20 protein-coding genes are annotated in these 17,253 nt (G+C 42.0%); all 20 read right to left on the bottom strand.

The genetic code is table 11. From position 1 onward, the window contains the following. Positions 1-4: 4 nt before the first annotated feature. The gene (locus NSQ17_RS07720; protein WP_024720322.1) at positions 5-1,333 is read right to left on the bottom strand and encodes a solute carrier family 23 protein; all 1,329 of its coding nucleotides are present in this window, start codon (positions 1,331-1,333) and stop codon (positions 5-7) included. Between the two features lie 155 nt (positions 1,334-1,488). Continuing rightward, a complete protein-coding gene (gene pyrR / locus NSQ17_RS07715) occupies positions 1,489-2,031 on the bottom strand; it encodes a bifunctional pyr operon transcriptional regulator/uracil phosphoribosyltransferase PyrR (RefSeq protein WP_007499718.1) in 543 nt (180 codons plus the stop codon). Positions 2,032-2,203: 172 nt separating this feature from the next. Continuing rightward, complete coding sequence (locus NSQ17_RS07710; protein ID WP_007499719.1) at positions 2,204-3,118, bottom strand: RluA family pseudouridine synthase; 915 nt, start codon at positions 3,116-3,118, stop codon at positions 2,204-2,206. Next, positions 3,115-3,582, bottom strand: coding sequence for a signal peptidase II (gene lspA / locus NSQ17_RS07705; RefSeq protein WP_008344942.1), 468 nt, complete (start codon positions 3,580-3,582; stop codon positions 3,115-3,117). Before lspA ends, NSQ17_RS07710 begins: the two co-directional genes overlap by 4 nt. 94 nt (positions 3,583-3,676) lie before the next feature. After that, positions 3,677-4,051: a hypothetical protein gene (locus tag NSQ17_RS07700; RefSeq protein WP_008344944.1), complete on the bottom strand. Its 375-nt coding sequence runs from the start codon at positions 4,049-4,051 to the stop codon at positions 3,677-3,679. Positions 4,052-4,211: 160 nt separating this feature from the next. Further along, on the bottom strand, positions 4,212-6,977 hold the full coding sequence (gene ileS / locus NSQ17_RS07695; RefSeq protein ID WP_008344945.1) for an isoleucine--tRNA ligase: 2,766 nt from the start codon (positions 6,975-6,977) through the stop codon (positions 4,212-4,214). Between the two features lie 356 nt (positions 6,978-7,333). Beyond that, complete coding sequence (locus NSQ17_RS07690; RefSeq protein WP_008344947.1) at positions 7,334-7,828, bottom strand: DivIVA domain-containing protein; 495 nt, start codon at positions 7,826-7,828, stop codon at positions 7,334-7,336. A gap of 26 nt (positions 7,829-7,854) precedes the next feature. Next, positions 7,855-8,631, bottom strand: coding sequence for an RNA-binding protein (locus NSQ17_RS07685; RefSeq protein WP_017367204.1), 777 nt, complete (start codon positions 8,629-8,631; stop codon positions 7,855-7,857). Positions 8,632-8,685: 54 nt separating this feature from the next. Next, a complete protein-coding gene (locus NSQ17_RS07680) occupies positions 8,686-8,970 on the bottom strand; it encodes a YggT family protein (RefSeq protein WP_255290858.1) in 285 nt (94 codons plus the stop codon). Positions 8,971-8,973: 3 nt separating this feature from the next. Further along, complete coding sequence (sepF, locus tag NSQ17_RS07675; protein ID WP_017359354.1) at positions 8,974-9,432, bottom strand: cell division protein SepF; 459 nt, start codon at positions 9,430-9,432, stop codon at positions 8,974-8,976. 1 nt (position 9,433) lies between these two features. Then, positions 9,434-10,123 carry a YggS family pyridoxal phosphate-dependent enzyme gene (locus NSQ17_RS07670; protein WP_026050091.1) on the bottom strand — a complete coding sequence of 230 codons (690 nt, stop codon included), beginning with the start codon at positions 10,121-10,123 and terminating at the stop codon, positions 9,434-9,436. 6 nt (positions 10,124-10,129) lie between these two features. Continuing rightward, on the bottom strand, positions 10,130-10,993 hold the full coding sequence (pgeF, locus tag NSQ17_RS07665) for a peptidoglycan editing factor PgeF (protein ID WP_035700679.1): 864 nt from the start codon (positions 10,991-10,993) through the stop codon (positions 10,130-10,132). Between the two features lie 212 nt (positions 10,994-11,205). Beyond that, on the bottom strand, positions 11,206-11,442 hold the full coding sequence (locus NSQ17_RS07660) for a YlmC/YmxH family sporulation protein (protein WP_008344958.1): 237 nt from the start codon (positions 11,440-11,442) through the stop codon (positions 11,206-11,208). A 79-nt stretch (positions 11,443-11,521) separates the two neighbouring features. Further along, entirely contained in the window at positions 11,522-12,298 is a 777-nt protein-coding gene (locus NSQ17_RS07655; RefSeq protein ID WP_327878347.1) for an ABC transporter ATP-binding protein, read from the bottom strand. 128 nt (positions 12,299-12,426) lie between these two features. Next, on the bottom strand, positions 12,427-12,783 hold the full coding sequence (locus NSQ17_RS07650; protein WP_007499733.1) for a PTS glucitol/sorbitol transporter subunit IIA: 357 nt from the start codon (positions 12,781-12,783) through the stop codon (positions 12,427-12,429). 26 nt (positions 12,784-12,809) lie between these two features. Beyond that, complete coding sequence (locus tag NSQ17_RS07645) at positions 12,810-13,820, bottom strand: PTS glucitol/sorbitol transporter subunit IIB (RefSeq protein WP_024720315.1); 1,011 nt, start codon at positions 13,818-13,820, stop codon at positions 12,810-12,812. 13 nt (positions 13,821-13,833) lie between these two features. Beyond that, the gene (locus tag NSQ17_RS07640; RefSeq protein ID WP_003210918.1) at positions 13,834-14,364 is read right to left on the bottom strand and encodes a PTS glucitol/sorbitol transporter subunit IIC; all 531 of its coding nucleotides are present in this window, start codon (positions 14,362-14,364) and stop codon (positions 13,834-13,836) included. A gap of 17 nt (positions 14,365-14,381) precedes the next feature. Beyond that, complete coding sequence (locus NSQ17_RS07635; protein WP_008354650.1) at positions 14,382-14,813, bottom strand: transcriptional regulator GutM; 432 nt, start codon at positions 14,811-14,813, stop codon at positions 14,382-14,384. A gap of 12 nt (positions 14,814-14,825) precedes the next feature. Further along, positions 14,826-16,070 carry an SAF domain-containing protein gene (locus NSQ17_RS07630; RefSeq protein WP_342467992.1) on the bottom strand — a complete coding sequence of 415 codons (1,245 nt, stop codon included), beginning with the start codon at positions 16,068-16,070 and terminating at the stop codon, positions 14,826-14,828. A gap of 243 nt (positions 16,071-16,313) precedes the next feature. Beyond that, positions 16,314-17,252 carry a sugar-binding transcriptional regulator gene (locus tag NSQ17_RS07625; protein ID WP_024720314.1) on the bottom strand — a complete coding sequence of 313 codons (939 nt, stop codon included), beginning with the start codon at positions 17,250-17,252 and terminating at the stop codon, positions 16,314-16,316. Position 17,253 lies beyond the last annotated feature (1 nt).

Here is a 17,253-nt window from a genome sequence, read left to right as displayed (position 1 = left end):
AGCCTCACTGGACTTCTTTTAAAAGGTTTTCGGTATTCGATTCATTTGACTCATCATCTTCTGCCTTCTGATGCGGCAGAATCATGTTTAACAGGACGCCAGTAATGGCAGCGAGTGCCATTCCTGACAGCGTCAGATTGATTTGTTTCACCTCAATGAATGCCCCGCCAATTCCAATGACTAAGATGACTGATGCGATAATGAGATTGCGCTTTTCTTCAAAATTCACTTTATGATCAATCAGGATTCGCAGTCCGCTTGAGGCTATGATTCCAAAGAGCAGGAACGAAACGCCCCCCATAACCGCGGACGGTACTGTACTGATTAATGCTGAAATTTTCCCAACAAAGCCGAAGCAGATCGCAAACACCGCTGCTCCGCCGATGACGAAGATACTGAACACTCTTGTGATCGCAAGGACGCCAATGTTCTCTCCATAAGTCGTTGTTGGAGGTCCGCCGATGAGTGAAGCGAAGATTGTCGCCGCACTGTCTCCTAAAATGGAGCGATGAAGACCTGGCTTTTTAATAAAATCTTGTCCAACAACTTTGCTTAACACGACTTGATGGCCGATGTGCTCAGACATGGTCACAAAGGCAACCGGCACCATCACTGTGAGAATGCTTAAGGTCACAGCAGGTGTATAGTCGACAAATGGCACAACAAAGTCTGGTACAGCAAACCATTTTGCGTCAATGACCGGCTGGAAGTTCACAATGCCTTGTGTTAAAGCAAAAAGGTAGCCGCTGATAATGCCGATTAAGACTGGAATCAAGCTAAGGAATCCTCTTAGGAAGATCATACTAATAATGGTGACAGCGAGCGTGAAGCCTGCAACCATTAAATGCTTCAGGCTGTAAACAAGCTCCTTTGCATTTGGATCCACGTACATCGCCATGTTAACAGCTGTTCCAGCGAGTCCGAGTCCGATGACCATAATGACGGGTCCCACAACGACAGGCGGCAGAAGCTTCATTAGCCAGCCTGTGCCGAGCCATTTGATAAATAATGCGATGAGTGCATATGCCACACCCGCCATAAAGGCACCTACCATTGCGGCTCCAGGGCCGCCGGTGGCTTTTACATTCAAGATAGGGGCGATAAAGGCAAAGGACGATCCAAGATACGCCGGAATCTGTCCTCTTGTGATGATTAAGTACACAATGGTTCCAACCCCGCTTGAGATGAGCGCAACGGCTGGGCTCATATCAATGATCTTTGGTACAAGAATGGTTGCACCAAACATGGCAAACAAGTGCTGCAGGCTGAGTGACAGCCATGTGAACGGTTTTGGGATATCTCGAATGCCTAAATTGGCTTTTTGCTGACTCATGATTTTCCTCCTAGATGTGTCCTTTTTCATTAAAAAAGCCTCTTTGCGAGTATGCGCAAAGAGGCCTAGAAAAACCGTACACGTCACTTTAGTCGTGTGCTCGGTGTCTCTGTTATTGCCCTCTTTGCAAACTCTCTGGAATGCATTTAAAAAGGTTATTTTTCATATATAGCGACAAGGTCGTTTTGATCTACTTCATTGAGCTGAACCATGACTGTCTCTGCTTTTGATGTCGGGATGTTTTTTCCGATATAATCCGCTCGAATCGGCAGCTCCCGGTGTCCCCGGTCGACTAGAACAGCCAGCTGAATGGAAGATGGTCTTCCTACATCCACAAGCGCATCCATAGCTGCTCTCACCGTTCTGCCTGTGAACAGAACATCATCCACGACAATGAGTGTTTTGTCATTAATGTCAGCTGGAATGTCTGCACCCTTGACAAGCGGGTCTTGATTCTCTGTCTTTTTTGTCAGGTCATCACGGTATAGCGTAATATCCAGTTCACCCACAGTCACGGGGTTTCCTTCTATTTGCTCGATGCGCTCTGCAAGGCGCTTTGCAAGATGAATACCTCTTGTCTTGATCCCGGCCAGGATGACATCCTTCATCCCTTTGTTGCGCTCAATCATTTCATGTGCAATACGGGTAAGCGCTCGTCTTATCGCTTGTTCATCAAGAATAACTGCTTTTTGTTCCATCTTTTACACCTCTTTTTGACAAATAAAAAGCCCCTTCTGCAAAGGGCAGAGAGGGGCGCGCTCATTTGTGCATACTCGTGCACAAATTGATCCGTTATCCTTCTCAGCCTCTCTGGACTGTTTTAAAGAATCTCAATTTCTTCGTTTATTATTTCAAAAAAAGAACGGCCTGTCAATCGTTATTTCTTAATGAATCGATAAAGCCCCGCATATCAGCTGGAATTGGAGCTGTAAACTCCATATATTCTCCTGTTCTAGGGTGATCAAATCCTAACACGCCTGCATGCAGCAGTTGTCCATTGAAATCAACGGTTTTTCTCGGGCCATATTTTGGATCTCCTGCAAGCGGATAGCCAATGTATTTCATATGAACACGAATTTGGTGGGTTCTTCCTGTTTCAAGGCGGCATTCTACAACGGTAAAGTCTTTAAAGCGCTCCATCACATCAAAATGAGTGACCGCCTGCTTTGCATTTTCTTTTGTGACCGTCATGCTTTGGCGATCTTTTTTGTCTCGACCAATTGGTGCATCAATCGTTCCAGTATCATGCTGAATGATGCCATGAACAACGGCTGTGTATTTTCTAGTGACCGTTTTTGCCACCAGCTGATTGACGAGTGATTCATGCGCCATATCATTTTTTGCGACCATTAAAAGCCCTGACGTATCTTTATCAATCCGGTGGACAATTCCTGGTCTCATCACACCATTAATGCCTGACAAATCATTGCAATGAGCCATGAGGCCATTGACAAGAGTACCTGTCACATGTCCTGGTGCTGGATGAACGACCATTCCTCTTGGTTTATTGACCACTAGTACATCTTCATCCTCATAATAAATATCAAGATCCATTGATTCCGCTTCTACATCTAGTGCTTCTGGATCTGGAATCTCTACTTTGATTTGATCTCCAGCTTGTACTTTATAATTGGCCTTCACTTGTTTTCCATTTACTTCGATGAGCCCATCTTTCACCCACTGCTGGACTTGGGTTCTTGACCATTCTGGTTCAGTTGTGCTTAAAAATTTATCAAGCCGTTCACTCGTTTGTTCTTCTGAAACGGCAATGTTTACTTGATTCATGTAGTTGACTCCTTATTTTTCTTTCCATCTAACAGCATTTGAATAAAGAGCAGAATGACCCCCACACATAGAGAGGAATCTGCGATATTAAAGATTGGATAATGATAATCCCCAAATACGAAATGAGCAAAATCAACCACTTCTTGACGGAAAATACGGTCAATAAAGTTTCCAATCGCTCCGCCAAGCATTAAGGCAAGCGCTACGCCAAGTAGCTTGTCCTTTTGTCCATGTTTTTGCAAATAATAAACAATTCCTGCAATAACAACGAGTGTGATCACATAGAAAAACCACATTTGTCCTTGGAGAATCCCCCATGCGGCTCCTGAATTTCGGTGGGATGTGATGTAAAAGAAGCCATCAATCACAGGAATAGAATCACCGAGCATCATGTGTTTGACAATGAGCCATTTTGTTAATTGATCTAAACAAATTATCACGAATGCGATTATGTAATAGAACACACACGTTCCTCCATCTTCATACTTTGGTCTTTATGCATTTTATCAAGAAAACAGGATGGAGTAAAGAAACTTTAGTTGACAGACAAAAACCTCCCTACATGTGGAAGGCTTCAAAATGAGAATCGTTTGATTCATAAGGATAAGGGGTGAATGCTTTTTTCTCGTATTGCTTATGATATAAAAAGTCGTCAGTCGTACGAGCTGTCGGAAGAATACTCATTTGTTCAATGGGCATTGTATGCCCTGTCGCCTCACATATGCCATAAGTTCCTTGTTCAATTTTTGCAATCGCGAGCGAAACATCTTGCAGTTCTTCTTTGATGTGATAAAGAAGCGTGGTCGTTTTAGCTTGATCGAACGTGACATGTTCAGCGGGTGAACGCAATGATGCATATTCAAACAGTTTCGATTGCAGTTCTTCTCTCATTTGAAGGAGTTCCATGTAAATCGTCTCTAGATCGCCATTCATGTCGCTGTTTCAACTCCTGCCCTGTCGTGATAATCATATTGTTGCCCCGCCTGTTCACTTTAAAGCCATAAGATTTTTCCTTTCGTTCTAAACGCTGTCATTTTCTCTATATCAAAAACGCCCCGCTATATGCGGGGCGCTAGTTGGTGATATCACGCTGTTAATTCTGGTAATATTTCTCCACGATTTCAGCATTTTTGAGCGACAATGTTGGGTATTTTGGATTTGCGCCAACATCTTTTGAAATAATGCGGGAGCGTTCGCACAGTTCGCCTTCTGCTTTTTGAACAACAATACGTCCTGATGTGTATTCAGGCGCTGATGCGTCTGCATGCTTCTCATCTTCTACTGTTAACTCAGAAATGATAAAGAGCTGCTTCACATCTTCTTTAATGGATGCAAGAAGGTTTTTCACTTCCTCTGTTGCATAAAGGGTCACACTTGCTTCAAGTGAACGTCCGATGACTTTCTCATTACGCGCAATTTCCAGCGCTTTTAGCACATCGTCACGTACTTCCATAAAGCGGTCAAACTTCACTTCTGTCGCTTCTGCTTGAGGAACAGCTACACCTTCTGGCATATCTGTTAACTGAACACTTGGCTCTTCAACAAAGCTTAAGTGGCTCCATAGTTCATCTGCTGTATGCGGAAGAATTGGTGCTGTCAACTTCACTAACGCCATTAATGTTTCATAGAAAACCGTTTGCATGCTGCGGCGGTCTGGATGATCCGCATGCTCAATGTATACCACATCTTTTGCAAAATCGAGATAGAAAGAGCTAAGCTCAATCGTACAGAAGTTGTGGATGGCATGATAGACAACCGCAAATTCGTAATCATCATAAGCTTTTTTCACTTTATCAATCAATTTGTTTAATTTGATTAAGATATATTGATCCACTTCGCGAAGCTCTTCGACTGGTACTGCATTGACTGCTGGATCAAAGTCAAACAGGTTACCATGCAAGAAGCGGAACGTGTTACGGATTTTACGATAAACTTCTGCGACTTGTTTTAAAATGTCGTCAGACACTGGATGATCGGCTTGATAGTTGACAGAAGATACCCAAAGTCTAAGAATCTCCGCACCAAGCTGCTTCGCTACTTTCGTCGGATCAATCGTATTGCCTAATGATTTACTCATCTTGCGTCCTTCTTTATCAAGCGTAAAGCCATGGCTGAGAACACCTTTATATGGCGCTTTTCCAGTGACTGCAACTGCTGTAGATAAAGATGAGTTAAACCAGCCGCGATATTGATCAGAACCTTCAAGGTAAAGGTCTGCCGGACGAACCAGGTCATCTCGTTCTTCTAATACCGCTTGGTGAGAAGAACCAGAATCAAACCATACATCCATGATATCTTGCTCTTTTGTAAATTCACCGTTCGGGCTGCCTGGATGTGTAAAGCCTTCAGGCAACAATTCTTTTGCTTCTTTTTCAAACCAAATATTCGAGCCATGTTCTCTAAATAATTGAGAGACGTGCTGAATCGTTTCATCTGTGATGATTGGCTCACCATTTTCAGCATAGAAGACTGGAATTGGAACGCCCCATACACGCTGTCTTGAAATGCACCAGTCACCTCTGTCACGCACCATATTGAACAGGCGCGTTTCGCCCCAAGCCGGAACCCATTTCGTTTCTTTAATATTATCTAATAGTGCTTCTCTAAAATCTTTAATGGAAGCAAACCACTGAGCAGTTGCACGATAAATTGTTGGTTTTTTCGTTCTCCAGTCATGCGGATAAGAGTGCGTGATAAAGTCGAGCTTTTTCAATGCGCCTTTTGCTTCAAGCTGTTCTGTGATGGCTTTATTGGCATCCTCGTAGAATAGTCCTTCAAAACCAGGTGCTTCTTCTGTCATCACACCTTTTTCATCTACTGGACATAACACATCAAGACCGTACTTCATACTTACGATAAAGTCATCTTCCCCGTGACCTGGCGCTGTGTGAACACAGCCTGTTCCTGCATCTGTTGTGACGTGATCGCCAAGCATCACAAGAGAATCTCTATCGTAAATTGGATGTGCTGCAACGACCTTATCTAATTCTTTACCTTTTAAGGTTTTCACAACTTCGTACTCTTCAAATCCAAGTGTTTTTGCCACTTGTTCAACTAGCTCAGATGCGATGACATATCGCTCAGCACCCACTTGAAGCACACTGTACTCTAGGTTTGGATGTACACAAATGCCAAGGTTTGCAGGAAGTGTCCAAGGTGTAGTTGTCCAGATGATGAACTGCTCGCCGTTTTCAAGTACGCCTTTGCCATCTTTCACTTTAAATGATACGTAAATCGATGGTGAACGTTTGTCCTTGTATTCAATTTCTGCTTCAGCAAGTGCTGATTCACTTGAAGGAGACCAGTTAACAGGCTTAAGACCTTTGTAAATATAGCCTCTTTTCGCCATTTCACCAAAGACAAGAATTTGCTGCGCTTCGTATTCAGGCTTCAATGTCACATATGGATTATCCCAGTCTGCTCTTACGCCCAAACGTTTAAACTGATTGCGCTGACCTTCGATTTGTTTCCAAGCATACTCCTCACATAGTTTACGGAATTCTGCTGTCGACATTTCTTTGCGTTTGACTTTTTTATTTTTCGTAAGGGCTGTTTCAATCGGTAAGCCATGTGTATCCCAGCCCGGTACGTACGGTGCATGGAATCCATTCATTGATTTAAAACGGACAATAAAATCTTTGAGGATTTTATTGAGTGCGTGCCCCATATGAATGTCACCATTCGCATATGGAGGTCCATCATGCAAAATAAAGGTCGGGCGTCCTTTTGTCCGCTCTAAAACCATTTGATAGATGTCTTTTTCTGCCCACTCCTCTTGGATTTCAGGCTCTTTGTTCGGCAAGTTCCCTCTCATCGGGAATTCTGTTTTTGGCATTAATAAGGTGTCTTTGTAGTTCATACCTATTCCTCCACATGCAAATTCGTATTAAAAAACAATAAAAAAAGCCCTCTCATCCCATAAGGGACGAGAAGGCTTGTCTCGCGGTACCACCCTTTTAGACAAGCGCTTTGAAATTGCCGCTTATCCACTCTAAAATCGTAACGTGATCTGACGCCTTTTCTTACTCATTCATTTCAGAAAAGGAACTAAAGGGGTGATCTCATTGCAGCGTTTCGTAATGTCAGGCTTCCACCGTCCCTGATTCGCTTTATTACGCATGTAACCGCTGCGAGTGTCCCTTTCAAACGTTTATCTCTTGTTAATTTATGATGGTATTATATGCAACATGAGCACGTCATGTCAAGGTGATGCGCTTATTCTTTTTCGTCAAAGACAGCGTCAACTTCATATTCCAGCAAATGATCCCAATCATCATTTTTCAGAAGATCAAGCTGAGCTTCGATGAGCATTTGGAAACGAGTTCTAAAGACTTTCGACTGTTTCTTGAGCTCTTCGATTTCCATTGCAATCTTTCTTGATTTTGATAACGCTTCGTTGATAATACGGTCTGCATTTTTCTCAGCTTCACGAATGATCAATTTCGCTTCTTTATCAGAATGACGCTTCACGTCTTCTGCTGCTTCTTGCGCCACAAGAATGGATTTGTTTAATGTTTCTTCAATTGTTGCAAAATGGCCTAGTCTTTCATCAAGCTCGTTGACTTTGTCTTCAAGCTCGTTCTTTTTGCGAAGTACGATCTCGTAATCTTTACGTACTTGGCTTAAAAACTCATTTACTTCATCTTCGTCATAGCCGCGAAAACTTTTTGTGAACGTTTTATTATGAATATCATTAGGTGTTAATGGCAATCTTGCCACCTCCAGATTCAAATTCGTTATGTCAGAAGCTCAAATGTTACTTTGAATTTATCTTTTTTCGTCTTCCCATCAATTGTTTTTAAGCTAAAGCGGCCAAATCCCCTGACAGAGAGCTGATCACCTTCACCAATTGTAAAGGAAGGGTCTTCAGTGACTTTCCAGTTTACTTTGACAAGACCATTTTTGACCAAAAGCTGTGCTTTTTGCCGAGACTGACGGCTGACAGCAGCACATACAGCGTCAAGCCGCAGTGAAGAAATCGTATCTTCTTTGATATCGGTTTTGCTGATGACTGGCTGAAGATCTGCCTTGCTGATTTCCTCTAATGAAACAGATGCTCTGCCGACATGCGTCAGCTGAGCCCGAACAAAATCGGCAACATCGCTTGTACAAATAAATTGCACGTTGTCCTCTGAAAACAACAAATCACCGAATTTTTGACGCTTCAGGCCTGTCCCAATGAGCGAACCGAGAAGGTTGGGGTGTTCTATCGAAATAAACTTTTTCGCATAGTTCACCTGAAAATAAGTCAGTTCAAAATCCTGTATGGTCGGTGCTAAATAGTCAGGATAGATCAAAGCCCTTTTCCGCTCTGCTTCCTCATACCCGCCAAAAAACATGAGACCCAGCTCATCAGAATGCTGAATCACGGACTGGGTAATGAACTGCTCACGCGGATCAAGAAAGTCTGTTAATTTCATTCGATATTGATCGAGTGCGATGTTTTTCCAGCCTAATACTTGGTCGACAAATGGCTGTTCGTCTTTTCTAAAATGTTGATAAATATCGCTCATTTTGTTCCCCTTTTATGTAAAAGAGCCTGGCAGATGCCAAGCCCGGCAGCCTGTTTACATGAATCGTACAATCATATTATAAAGACCAGTTAGTCCATACGATGATGCGAAACGAATCACAAGCAATGCCACAATCGGCGAGATGTCAATCATGCCAATTGGCGGAATAATTTTACGGAATGGTTCTAAATACGGTTCGCAAATGTTTGTCAAGAAGCGGCCAATCGCTGTTTCTCTTGCAGATGGCACCCATGACATAAAGATGTAAATAATGATCGCGAATGAGTAAATCGTTAATACCGTACCCAAAATATTAAAAATGAAATTTAGAATAACTATGATTTACCACCTCTGAGGTTCTTCCTCTGTCAATAGTTCTGATATTGTGCCAGATACATCCACATTATCAGGTGTGCAGAGGAATATATTCGAGCCAATACGCTGAATGTCTCCACCGATTGCATAAACCGTTCCGCTTAAGAAGTCGATGATTCGCTTTGCTTGATCGTGCTGAATGCGCTGCAAATTGACGACGACTGCACGCCGATTTTTAATATGATCTGCAATCTCCTGTGCCTCTGCATAAACACGCGGCTCACTTAACACCACTTTAGAGGATTTTTGCACGCTTTGCAAGCTGACGACATTTTGTTTTCCTGCCTGAGGACGCTCTTGAAATGCCGCTTTATCTTTTGTGTTTTTTTCTTCTTGTGCTGGTTCTCTTTCTTCATCAATATATTCGTACTCATACTCTTCATCATCGAGTGTGAAGAAGCTTTTAAACTTATTTTTTATGCTCATGTCACGCACCTCCTGTTTCATTTCCAACAAGTGAAGAGCCAATCCGAACAAATGTCGCACCTTCTTCAATTGCGATTTCAAAATCGTTTGACATGCCCATCGATAAATGCTGACAAGGTGCATTTACTTGGTTCAGTTGTTTTACCTCTTGTTGAAGGCTTTTTAATGTTTTAAAACAGTTTCGTATCACCGTGTGATCATCTGTAAATGGAGCCATCGTCATGAGTCCAGCAATTTCAATATGTTTGAAATCAGCCAGCTGTTTGACAAATGGAATCACGTCTTCGCTTTGTAAGCCGTGTTTTGACTCCTCAAGTGATGTGTTCACCTGTACAAAACAGCGAACCGTGTGATCCGCTCTTTTTTCAATTTCATTCGCAAGAGACATTCTGTCTAGCGAATGTAAGTAGTCAATGGTCTGAATGACAGATTTCACTTTTCGCGTCTGTAAACTGCCGATGAAGTGCCAGCTAATGTTTTCATCGGTTATGGCTGCCTGTTTTTCAAGTAACCCTTGGTCACGATTTTCACCAAAGTGCAAAATTCCGGCATCCTTGGCTTCTAATGCTCGTTCAATCGAGACATACTTTGTGACAGCGACAACCGATACATCGTCTGGATGTCTACCTGCTCTTTTACATGCTTCGTTTATTTGTTCATTTATTTGTCTGAGATTCTCTCGTACATTCAATTGCACTTATGCCTCCTTAAACCCGACAAAAGACATCATACGTCCTGTTTTCCCTTGATCACGCCGGTGTGAGAAGAAATGCTGCTCATTGCAACTTGTGCACATCGAACTGACATGTATGTTTTCTTCTTTTAATCCTGCATGAAGTAATACGTTTTTGTTTAGTGTTTTTAAGTCAATTTTGTATTGTCCTTGTGACATCTCGGAATACACATCCTCTGTTGAAAAAGGAAGCTGTTTCACTTGATCTATGACAACATCATCTACTATGTAGCAGCAGCTGCCAATGGATGGTCCAATGACGACTTGTATATGATCGGCATCAGCGCCTTCTTGGCGAACCCATGCATCAACCATGTTGGCGCCAATTTGTTTGACGGTTCCTTTCCAGCCGGCATGAGCCGTTCCAATCAGCCCAGATTGCGGAGCTAGAAAATAAAGCGGAACACAGTCAGCGAAACAAAGAGCGAGCATGATGTTTGGTTCAGAGGTGTATAAACCATCTGTTCTAGAGAGTGCTTCATCATACTGAAGACTTCCTCTTCCCTTTTGTTCCTTCGTGACTTTCATGATGCGATCCTCGTGTGTTTGGTCAGCAAACACCCAATTAGAGAGCGGCACAGCAGTAGCGTCTGCAATGACTTGACGATTCATTTGGACACTAGAAGCATCATCTCCTACATGGAGTCCAGTGTTCATTGATTGATATGGAGAAAGACTAAAGCCGCCATTTTTTGTCGTAAAACCGGCCAATATCTCTTTTCCAGAACATGTCATGTTCGTCCAATCATGAATCAGCATTGCATAAGGTGATTTCTGCTGAAAGGGGTCATATTTGTCTATCAAAGCTGCCTCCCACCTTTCATTCATCTCTCTTTATATCGCTCCTATTTTACCACAAGACCTGCTAAGACAGTTAGTGGGATTCATTAAATATTACACTCAAATGTGCCCTTTCTACAGGTTTTTTTTCAAATTGATATGAAAACGTAATCTTTTTACCCGAAAAAGACATTGATTGCTGAGAATGGAGAGCTTGTTTTAAGGAAAATTTGATCTATTAGTTGAGGAATTTACACAAATTAAGAAGACAAACGGACAAGTATCACATCTTCGCCAATTTTTACTATATTTCGCCACGGGACAATCATTTCCTCTTCTTTTCCGAAAAATCCCATCATTTTACCTGTACCGCCAATGATAATCGCTTGTATTTTACCGCTCGTGACATTGATATCAATGTCTCCAATAGTACCTAATTTTTTTCCGCTGGACACATCGACGACATCTTTGATTTGGAATTCAGAAATACTGATCATCTGTCCTTCCCCGCCTTTCGTTTTCTACTATAATATGTATGATGGAAAAGCAGGGAAGCAGACCAATAGTTTCTCTTATCTACAATTTACTTAAGTGAGGGCGGCCGTTTTGCCACATGACTTCGACTGGACATTCAAAAAAGGAAGAAAGCAAGTCACTTGTCATCATCTGATTTGTCTCCCCTTTATGAAAAACAGTACCTTCTTTTAATAATAAGGTGTGCTGAAAAATCGGGAGAATCTCTTCTGCATGGTGGGTCGTATAGAGCAATGTGGGCGCATCTGGTTTTGATGCAATCAATGAGATCGTCTCTAGCACCTGTTCTCTTGCTAAAAAATCAAGACCCGTCACAGGTTCATCTAAGATCAGAAGCTTCGGATCATTCATTAAAGCTCTTGCGATGAGCACTTTTTGTTTCTCTCCTTGCGACAGGGTTTCATACGTGCGATTGGCATATTGAAACGAGCCAAATGTTTTTAATAAATCAATCGCCTTCTCTCTTATCTCATCTGTCGGTGTTTCATAAAGTCCGATGGAAGCAAATGCCCCGCTCAAAACAATTTCAAATGCATTGTCATCTCTGTGCAGCTTCTTTTCAAGACCAGCAGAGATGAGACCAATTTTCTTCCTTAGTTTTTCACCAAGCGCTTCCTTGCCAAACACATGGCCTAACACCGTCATCTCACCTGACGTTGGAAAATAATATGAGCAAAGCATATTTAATAAAGCCGTTTTCCCAGCACCATTTAAACCATAAAGCACCCAGTGTTCCTGGTTTTTCACCTGCCAGTCAATAGAACGAAGCAGCCATTTTCCATTTCGTTTTAAAGAAACATCCTTCAAGTCAAGCGACACGATCTTTTCCCCCTGAATAAAAATTCTGAATATACAAATAATAACGTCTACAGCATATCGCAAATGTTTCAATCAGTAAACCTAACGCAAAAAAGCTGCTCCCTATAAGGAACAGCTTTTTTCCATGGTTACGAAATTTCAATTCGTACGCCTTCTTTAATATCAGGAAACGTATGTGGGGATGCAAAGACAGCTCCCGGTAATACATCATCAAACGGCTCTTGGAAGTAGATCGAAATATGGCCGAGTTCCTTAAAGTTGTCATTTGCTTTATTGCCTAAAGCAGTAATGGTATAAGTTTGGTCGCCCACTTGAATCGTTCCGCCTAATTTCAGCGGCTCTTCTTCTAAGTGTTCAAACTCATGAATGACAGACATATCTCTTAATTCCTGCGGCGCTGCTGGTCCAAATAAAACAATCAGCTTATCTTCTTTAAACTGCGGGACTAATATCCCAATTTCTTTTACGACAGATTGTGTTACCATGTATCTCGATTCCTCCTTTAATACGTTTAATACATACCGAAGCTAGCAACGTATGCGATCACAACAGATAGAACGCCTGTAATGAGACGGCTATACAAAACAGCTGGTACCCCATATTGTACCGTTTCCGGCTTCGCTTCACCAAGTGATAGCCCAACCGGGATAAAGTCACACCCTACTTGACCGTTGATTGCAAACAGTGCTGGAAGAGCAAATTGAGGCGGAATGTTTCCTAGTGCAATTTGACTACCAATCAGTACACCGATGACTTGTGCGATGACTGCCCCAGGTCCTAAGACAGGCGATAGGAACGGTAAGGTACAGACAACAACGAGCAGTAAGAGCCCCCATAAAGATCCTGCCAAAGGTGAAAGGAAATGGGCAATCAGATCACCGATTTTTGTATAATTGATAATTCCAATTAACATACTGACAAAGGCCATGAATGGAATAATGTTTTTAAGGAGCATATCAACAGAATCACGACCAGCTTGATAGAATGTGCCGGTTACTTTTCCGATTCCTCTTGAGAATCTCATGAGGAAATTCCCTTTTTCTTGACGCTCGATATTTTCCTCTTTCAGTTTTGAATAGGTTTCTTTGAAATTCTCTTTGTCAATTGGGCCGCTGCTTTCTTGACCTTCTACATTCCCTTCACTATCAGATGCTTCAGCAAAGGAAATATCTTTTTCTGTGACACCTGATACGAAGATATCCTCTGTAATGTGTTTTGCAAGCGGTCCAGAAGGAGAGGATGCCAGCACATCGACAGTAGGAATGCGTTTCATTGGATAAAGCCCAATTCGCGCTGTTCCTCCGCAGTCAATGACAACACACATCATTTCATCTTCTGGTATAGAATTTTTAAAGCCATCACATGCTTCTGTCCCTGTCATTTCTGCAATTTTACGTGCAACTGGGTGAATGCCTCCTCCTGTAATGGAAACGACCTTTCTTCTTTTACCGGTTGGTTCGAGCTCTAATCCTTTTCCCCATCCGCCAGCACCTTTTGCAACAAATACTTTGTGGTTTGTCATGTCTAACCCTCCCCTATTGTGAATTCGCTTTCATTTTTCCTGCTAAGTACTTTGTGATCCATTCCGTAATGATTCCGCGAAGTAAAATGACAACGATCCCGACTAAGAAGTAACGAACAGCCAGCTCTGACATAGAGTATCCAGCTTCTTTAATCCCGTTCGCAATTCCTAAGTAGACAAACAGTTCTCCTGCGTTGGCATACGGGAACAGCGATGTCACCGGATGAACAAATGAAACAGCTGAATCATAGAATGCTGGTTTTTGTTTTTCAGGTAAGAAGCGGCCAAACGTATAAGCCATTGGGTTTGTCAAAATAAGAACGGATAAGATCGGCATTAACGTATAGCGCAAAATGGTATATTTCGCTGCAAACTGAATCGCTCTATTCACTCGCTCTTCTCCAATAAACTTCATGACAGCATAAGTGAAAGTAAGTAACACAACAAGAGTTGGAACGATACCTGTCACAAGACCCATGAACTGCTTTCCGCCGGCTTCAAACATCCCGATAAAGTGCTCTCCAAACCATTGAATCCATTCCATGTTTCATCTCCCCTTTCTTAGTTCACATTTGTTATATTTTTTTTAGAAATCGAGACAAGCGCCTGCTCCGCTGCCATGGAGAGTGCTTGCATGACAGCTGGTCCCCTTTTGCGCTTTTTCAATGTTTGTTTCATCATGTGATGCTCATCAAGCACAGCCCCCACATGTTTTCCTTCATAGGAAGGCAGTTCCTTAAATTTAGACAAAATCGAGACGCCACCCAGCACATGACACTTTTGAATGATGTATGATTCATCGACAATGATGAGCGCAATGGCTCCAGGACCAAATTTGCGCCGCTCCATTCCTGAAAACAAGTGATAGCCTTGTTTCCCTTTATAGTCGTCAATCAGTGAATCCATGCTCTTGCGGTAGTACTTGATTTGAATAAACGATAAACCATACTGCACAATCAAAATGATACAAAGTACGATTGCTAATTTTTCCATAGCCTCACGTCCTTATGATTGAAATAAGTGATCTTGTAATGAACGCAGCTTCCAGACCGTTGTGCTTGCATCAAGTTCTACATCATCATGAGATAGGAATTGCCCCAATTTGATATCTTTTTTCGCTACCACTTTTCCGCTGATTAAGCCAATTGGGATGTGGCCGTTCGCTTTCATGTCTTGATGTGTTTCAAGTACACCTCTTACGGAGTATCCGCCAATACCATCAAGTGTTTCTCCTGCTTTAATATCTCTTTTCGCCACAGCGACAGTTTCTGATACTGGTACACCAATTGGATGGATTGAAGAATCGTGTTGTAAGACTGCTTTTGCGATCGTCACTGGTGTTTCAAGACTTGCTAAGTGGAAAGGACGATACAGTGTGTAGTGAGGACCTTTTCCAACTTTTAAGTAGCGAAGTTCTTCATCTACTGGCTCAAGATCACTCTTGACGATGACAAAGACACCTGGTGCCAGTCCGTTTACATATTCAACGACTCCGAAGTTATCCAGTACGCCGCCTTGCTGTTTTTGATTTAATTTATCTGCTACATTTTCTAAATTCGCTTCTACTCCATGCATGCCGACTTTATCAGGCAAAAGTCCTGTTGCATTACTTAATAGGTTCATTTCTGCCATCGTTTTTGTTCCGTCTTGGAATGCTGCTAGCATGTGGGCACTCATATGTTTACTATCTGCTTCAGCTTTACACGTATATGGGTTTGCTTCTGGGAAGAATGGGTTGTTCTTACCTTTCCCAGCAACCAATACTTCAAGCCCCATTGTTTTTGCAAATTCGTATAGTTCTAGCGTTGCTGCTGGTTCATCTCCAGCTGATCCAGAGTAAACAAGTCCTGCATTCGTGAATAATTTATGCATGACCAAGCCGATCGTAATATCGACTTCTACATTTAAAAGAACGAGATGTTTTTTTGAATTAAGCGCTTCCAAAGAAATGTTTGCTCCGACCTCTGGAACACCTGTTGCATCCACAACGACTTCCACAGAATCTGATTGAATCACTTCTCTGTAATCATTTGTGACGACCATTTGATGTGGTTTCGCATGTTGCTTGTAAAAATTCGCTGCTTTCTCAGCTGCACTAAGATGAATATCACAAACACCTGCAACAATCATGCCTGGAATTTTAGAAATTTGTGAAATGAGTCCAAACCCCATTTGGCCTGCCCCGATAATCCCAACTTTGATTGGATCTCCGCTGCGTTCTCGTGCTAACAATTGTTGATAAATTGACATCTAAATCATCCTTTCAGGTTTTCTTGCTTCACAATAGATTGCTAGAAAAATAATCTGAAACTTTTAACAAATGTTATAAAAATTAACAAAAATCTGTTTACTGTAACATTTGTTATTTTATTTATCATTTGTTATGAACTTAGTTTATATGATGTGTCAACTTTGTGTCAAGATAAAATCGATAAAATTCTCAATCTTTTTGAGTCTAAAGACTCAAAAAAACTACCTAATCGGCTTAGGTAGTTACTTTAATAGGGCATCTCCGGTTTGTTCATCTGTAATTAACACATGAATTAATCCACCTTCTAACGCTGCCCTGATCGCTTCAATTTTTTCTTCTCCTCCAGCGACACCAATCACAAGAGGGATCTCTTTCAGTTTTAGAGGACTGATCCCCATCACCCGGTCGTTCCACGGATGCGGATACACTTCACCTTTATGATCAATAAAGTTATAACAAATGTCGCCCGCAACATCTTTCGCTTGCAGGATATCTTCCTCACCACTTGTCATATAGGATTTCACCATCGTTGAATGTTGCGGAACCCCGCCTATTCCTACGACCGCGATATTTGATGATTCTCCTAATTCAATGACTTTTTTGATCGACGGCTGTCTAATGAGTACATCTTTCGCTTCTTTCGTATCAAGCATGACAGGCACATGTAAAAACTCACATTTGGATTTGAGTGCTTCTGAGCATCTTCCAATAATATAGTTGGCATGAATATCAACATCTTCATTTCCGACGCCTCCGACAAGCGGAACAAATGTCACAGATGGAAAATGCTGAACAGACGTAAGCGCTTTCGCCATTTCATGCAAGGTTGTCCCTGATGAAAAACCGATGACTTGTCCATCCTTCATGACTTTTAATAAAAAGCCCGCAGCCGCAGCTCCTATTCGACTTTTTGTTGTTTCTTGACTGAGAGATTCCACACACACGACTTCTCGCAGCCCGTATTTCCGCTCTATTTTTCTTTCTAACGAACCATATTGTTGATTTACTTCATCATGAATAATGATTTCCACGATTCCTGCTTCACGTGCTTTTGCCAAATATTTCGATATGAGCGAACGGCTAACCCCAACAGCTTCTGCAATTTTAGATTGAGTGGCGCCTTCTTCATAGTACATATGCGCAACCTTAATGAGCAGCCTTCTTTCATCATGGAATGTCATA

It is taken from the genome of Bacillus sp. FSL W8-0629, from assembly GCF_038593225.1.
Taxonomy (GTDB): Bacteria; Bacillota; Bacilli; order Bacillales; family Bacillaceae; genus Bacillus; species Bacillus altitudinis.
This window is presented reverse-complemented; position numbering and strand designations above follow the sequence as displayed.

Coding starts and splice junctions, on each gene's coding strand:
- NSQ17_RS07720 (WP_024720322.1), bottom strand. CDS start 1,333: ATGAGTCAGCAAAAAGCCAATTTAGGCATTCGAGATATCCCAAAACCG.
- ileS (WP_008344945.1), bottom strand. CDS start 6,977: ATGAACTACAAAGACACCTTATTAATGCCAAAAACAGAATTCCCGATG.
- NSQ17_RS07685 (WP_017367204.1), bottom strand. CDS start 8,631: ATGAGCGATATTTATCAACATTTTAGAAAAGACGAACAGCCATTTGTC.
- NSQ17_RS07640 (WP_003210918.1), bottom strand. CDS start 14,364: ATGGAATGGATTCAATGGTTTGGAGAGCACTTTATCGGGATGTTTGAA.
- NSQ17_RS07710 (WP_007499719.1), bottom strand. CDS start 3,118: ATGAATCAAGTAAACATTGCCGTTTCAGAAGAACAAACGAGTGAACGG.
- NSQ17_RS07650 (WP_007499733.1), bottom strand. CDS start 12,783: ATGGTAACACAATCTGTCGTAAAAGAAATTGGGATATTAGTCCCGCAG.
- NSQ17_RS07660 (WP_008344958.1), bottom strand. CDS start 11,442: ATGATCAGTATTTCTGAATTCCAAATCAAAGATGTCGTCGATGTGTCC.
- sepF (WP_017359354.1), bottom strand. CDS start 9,432: ATGAGCATAAAAAATAAGTTTAAAAGCTTCTTCACACTCGATGATGAA.
- pyrR (WP_007499718.1), bottom strand. CDS start 2,031: ATGGAACAAAAAGCAGTTATTCTTGATGAACAAGCGATAAGACGAGCG.
- NSQ17_RS07630 (WP_342467992.1), bottom strand. CDS start 16,070: ATGTCAATTTATCAACAATTGTTAGCACGAGAACGCAGCGGAGATCCA.
- NSQ17_RS07700 (WP_008344944.1), bottom strand. CDS start 4,051: ATGAATGGCGATCTAGAGACGATTTACATGGAACTCCTTCAAATGAGA.
- NSQ17_RS07645 (WP_024720315.1), bottom strand. CDS start 13,820: ATGACAAACCACAAAGTATTTGTTGCAAAAGGTGCTGGCGGATGGGGA.
- pgeF (WP_035700679.1), bottom strand. CDS start 10,993: ATGAATGAAAGGTGGGAGGCAGCTTTGATAGACAAATATGACCCCTTT.
- NSQ17_RS07625 (WP_024720314.1), bottom strand. CDS start 17,252: ATGACATTCCATGATGAAAGAAGGCTGCTCATTAAGGTTGCGCATATG.
- NSQ17_RS07635 (WP_008354650.1), bottom strand. CDS start 14,813: ATGGAAAAATTAGCAATCGTACTTTGTATCATTTTGATTGTGCAGTAT.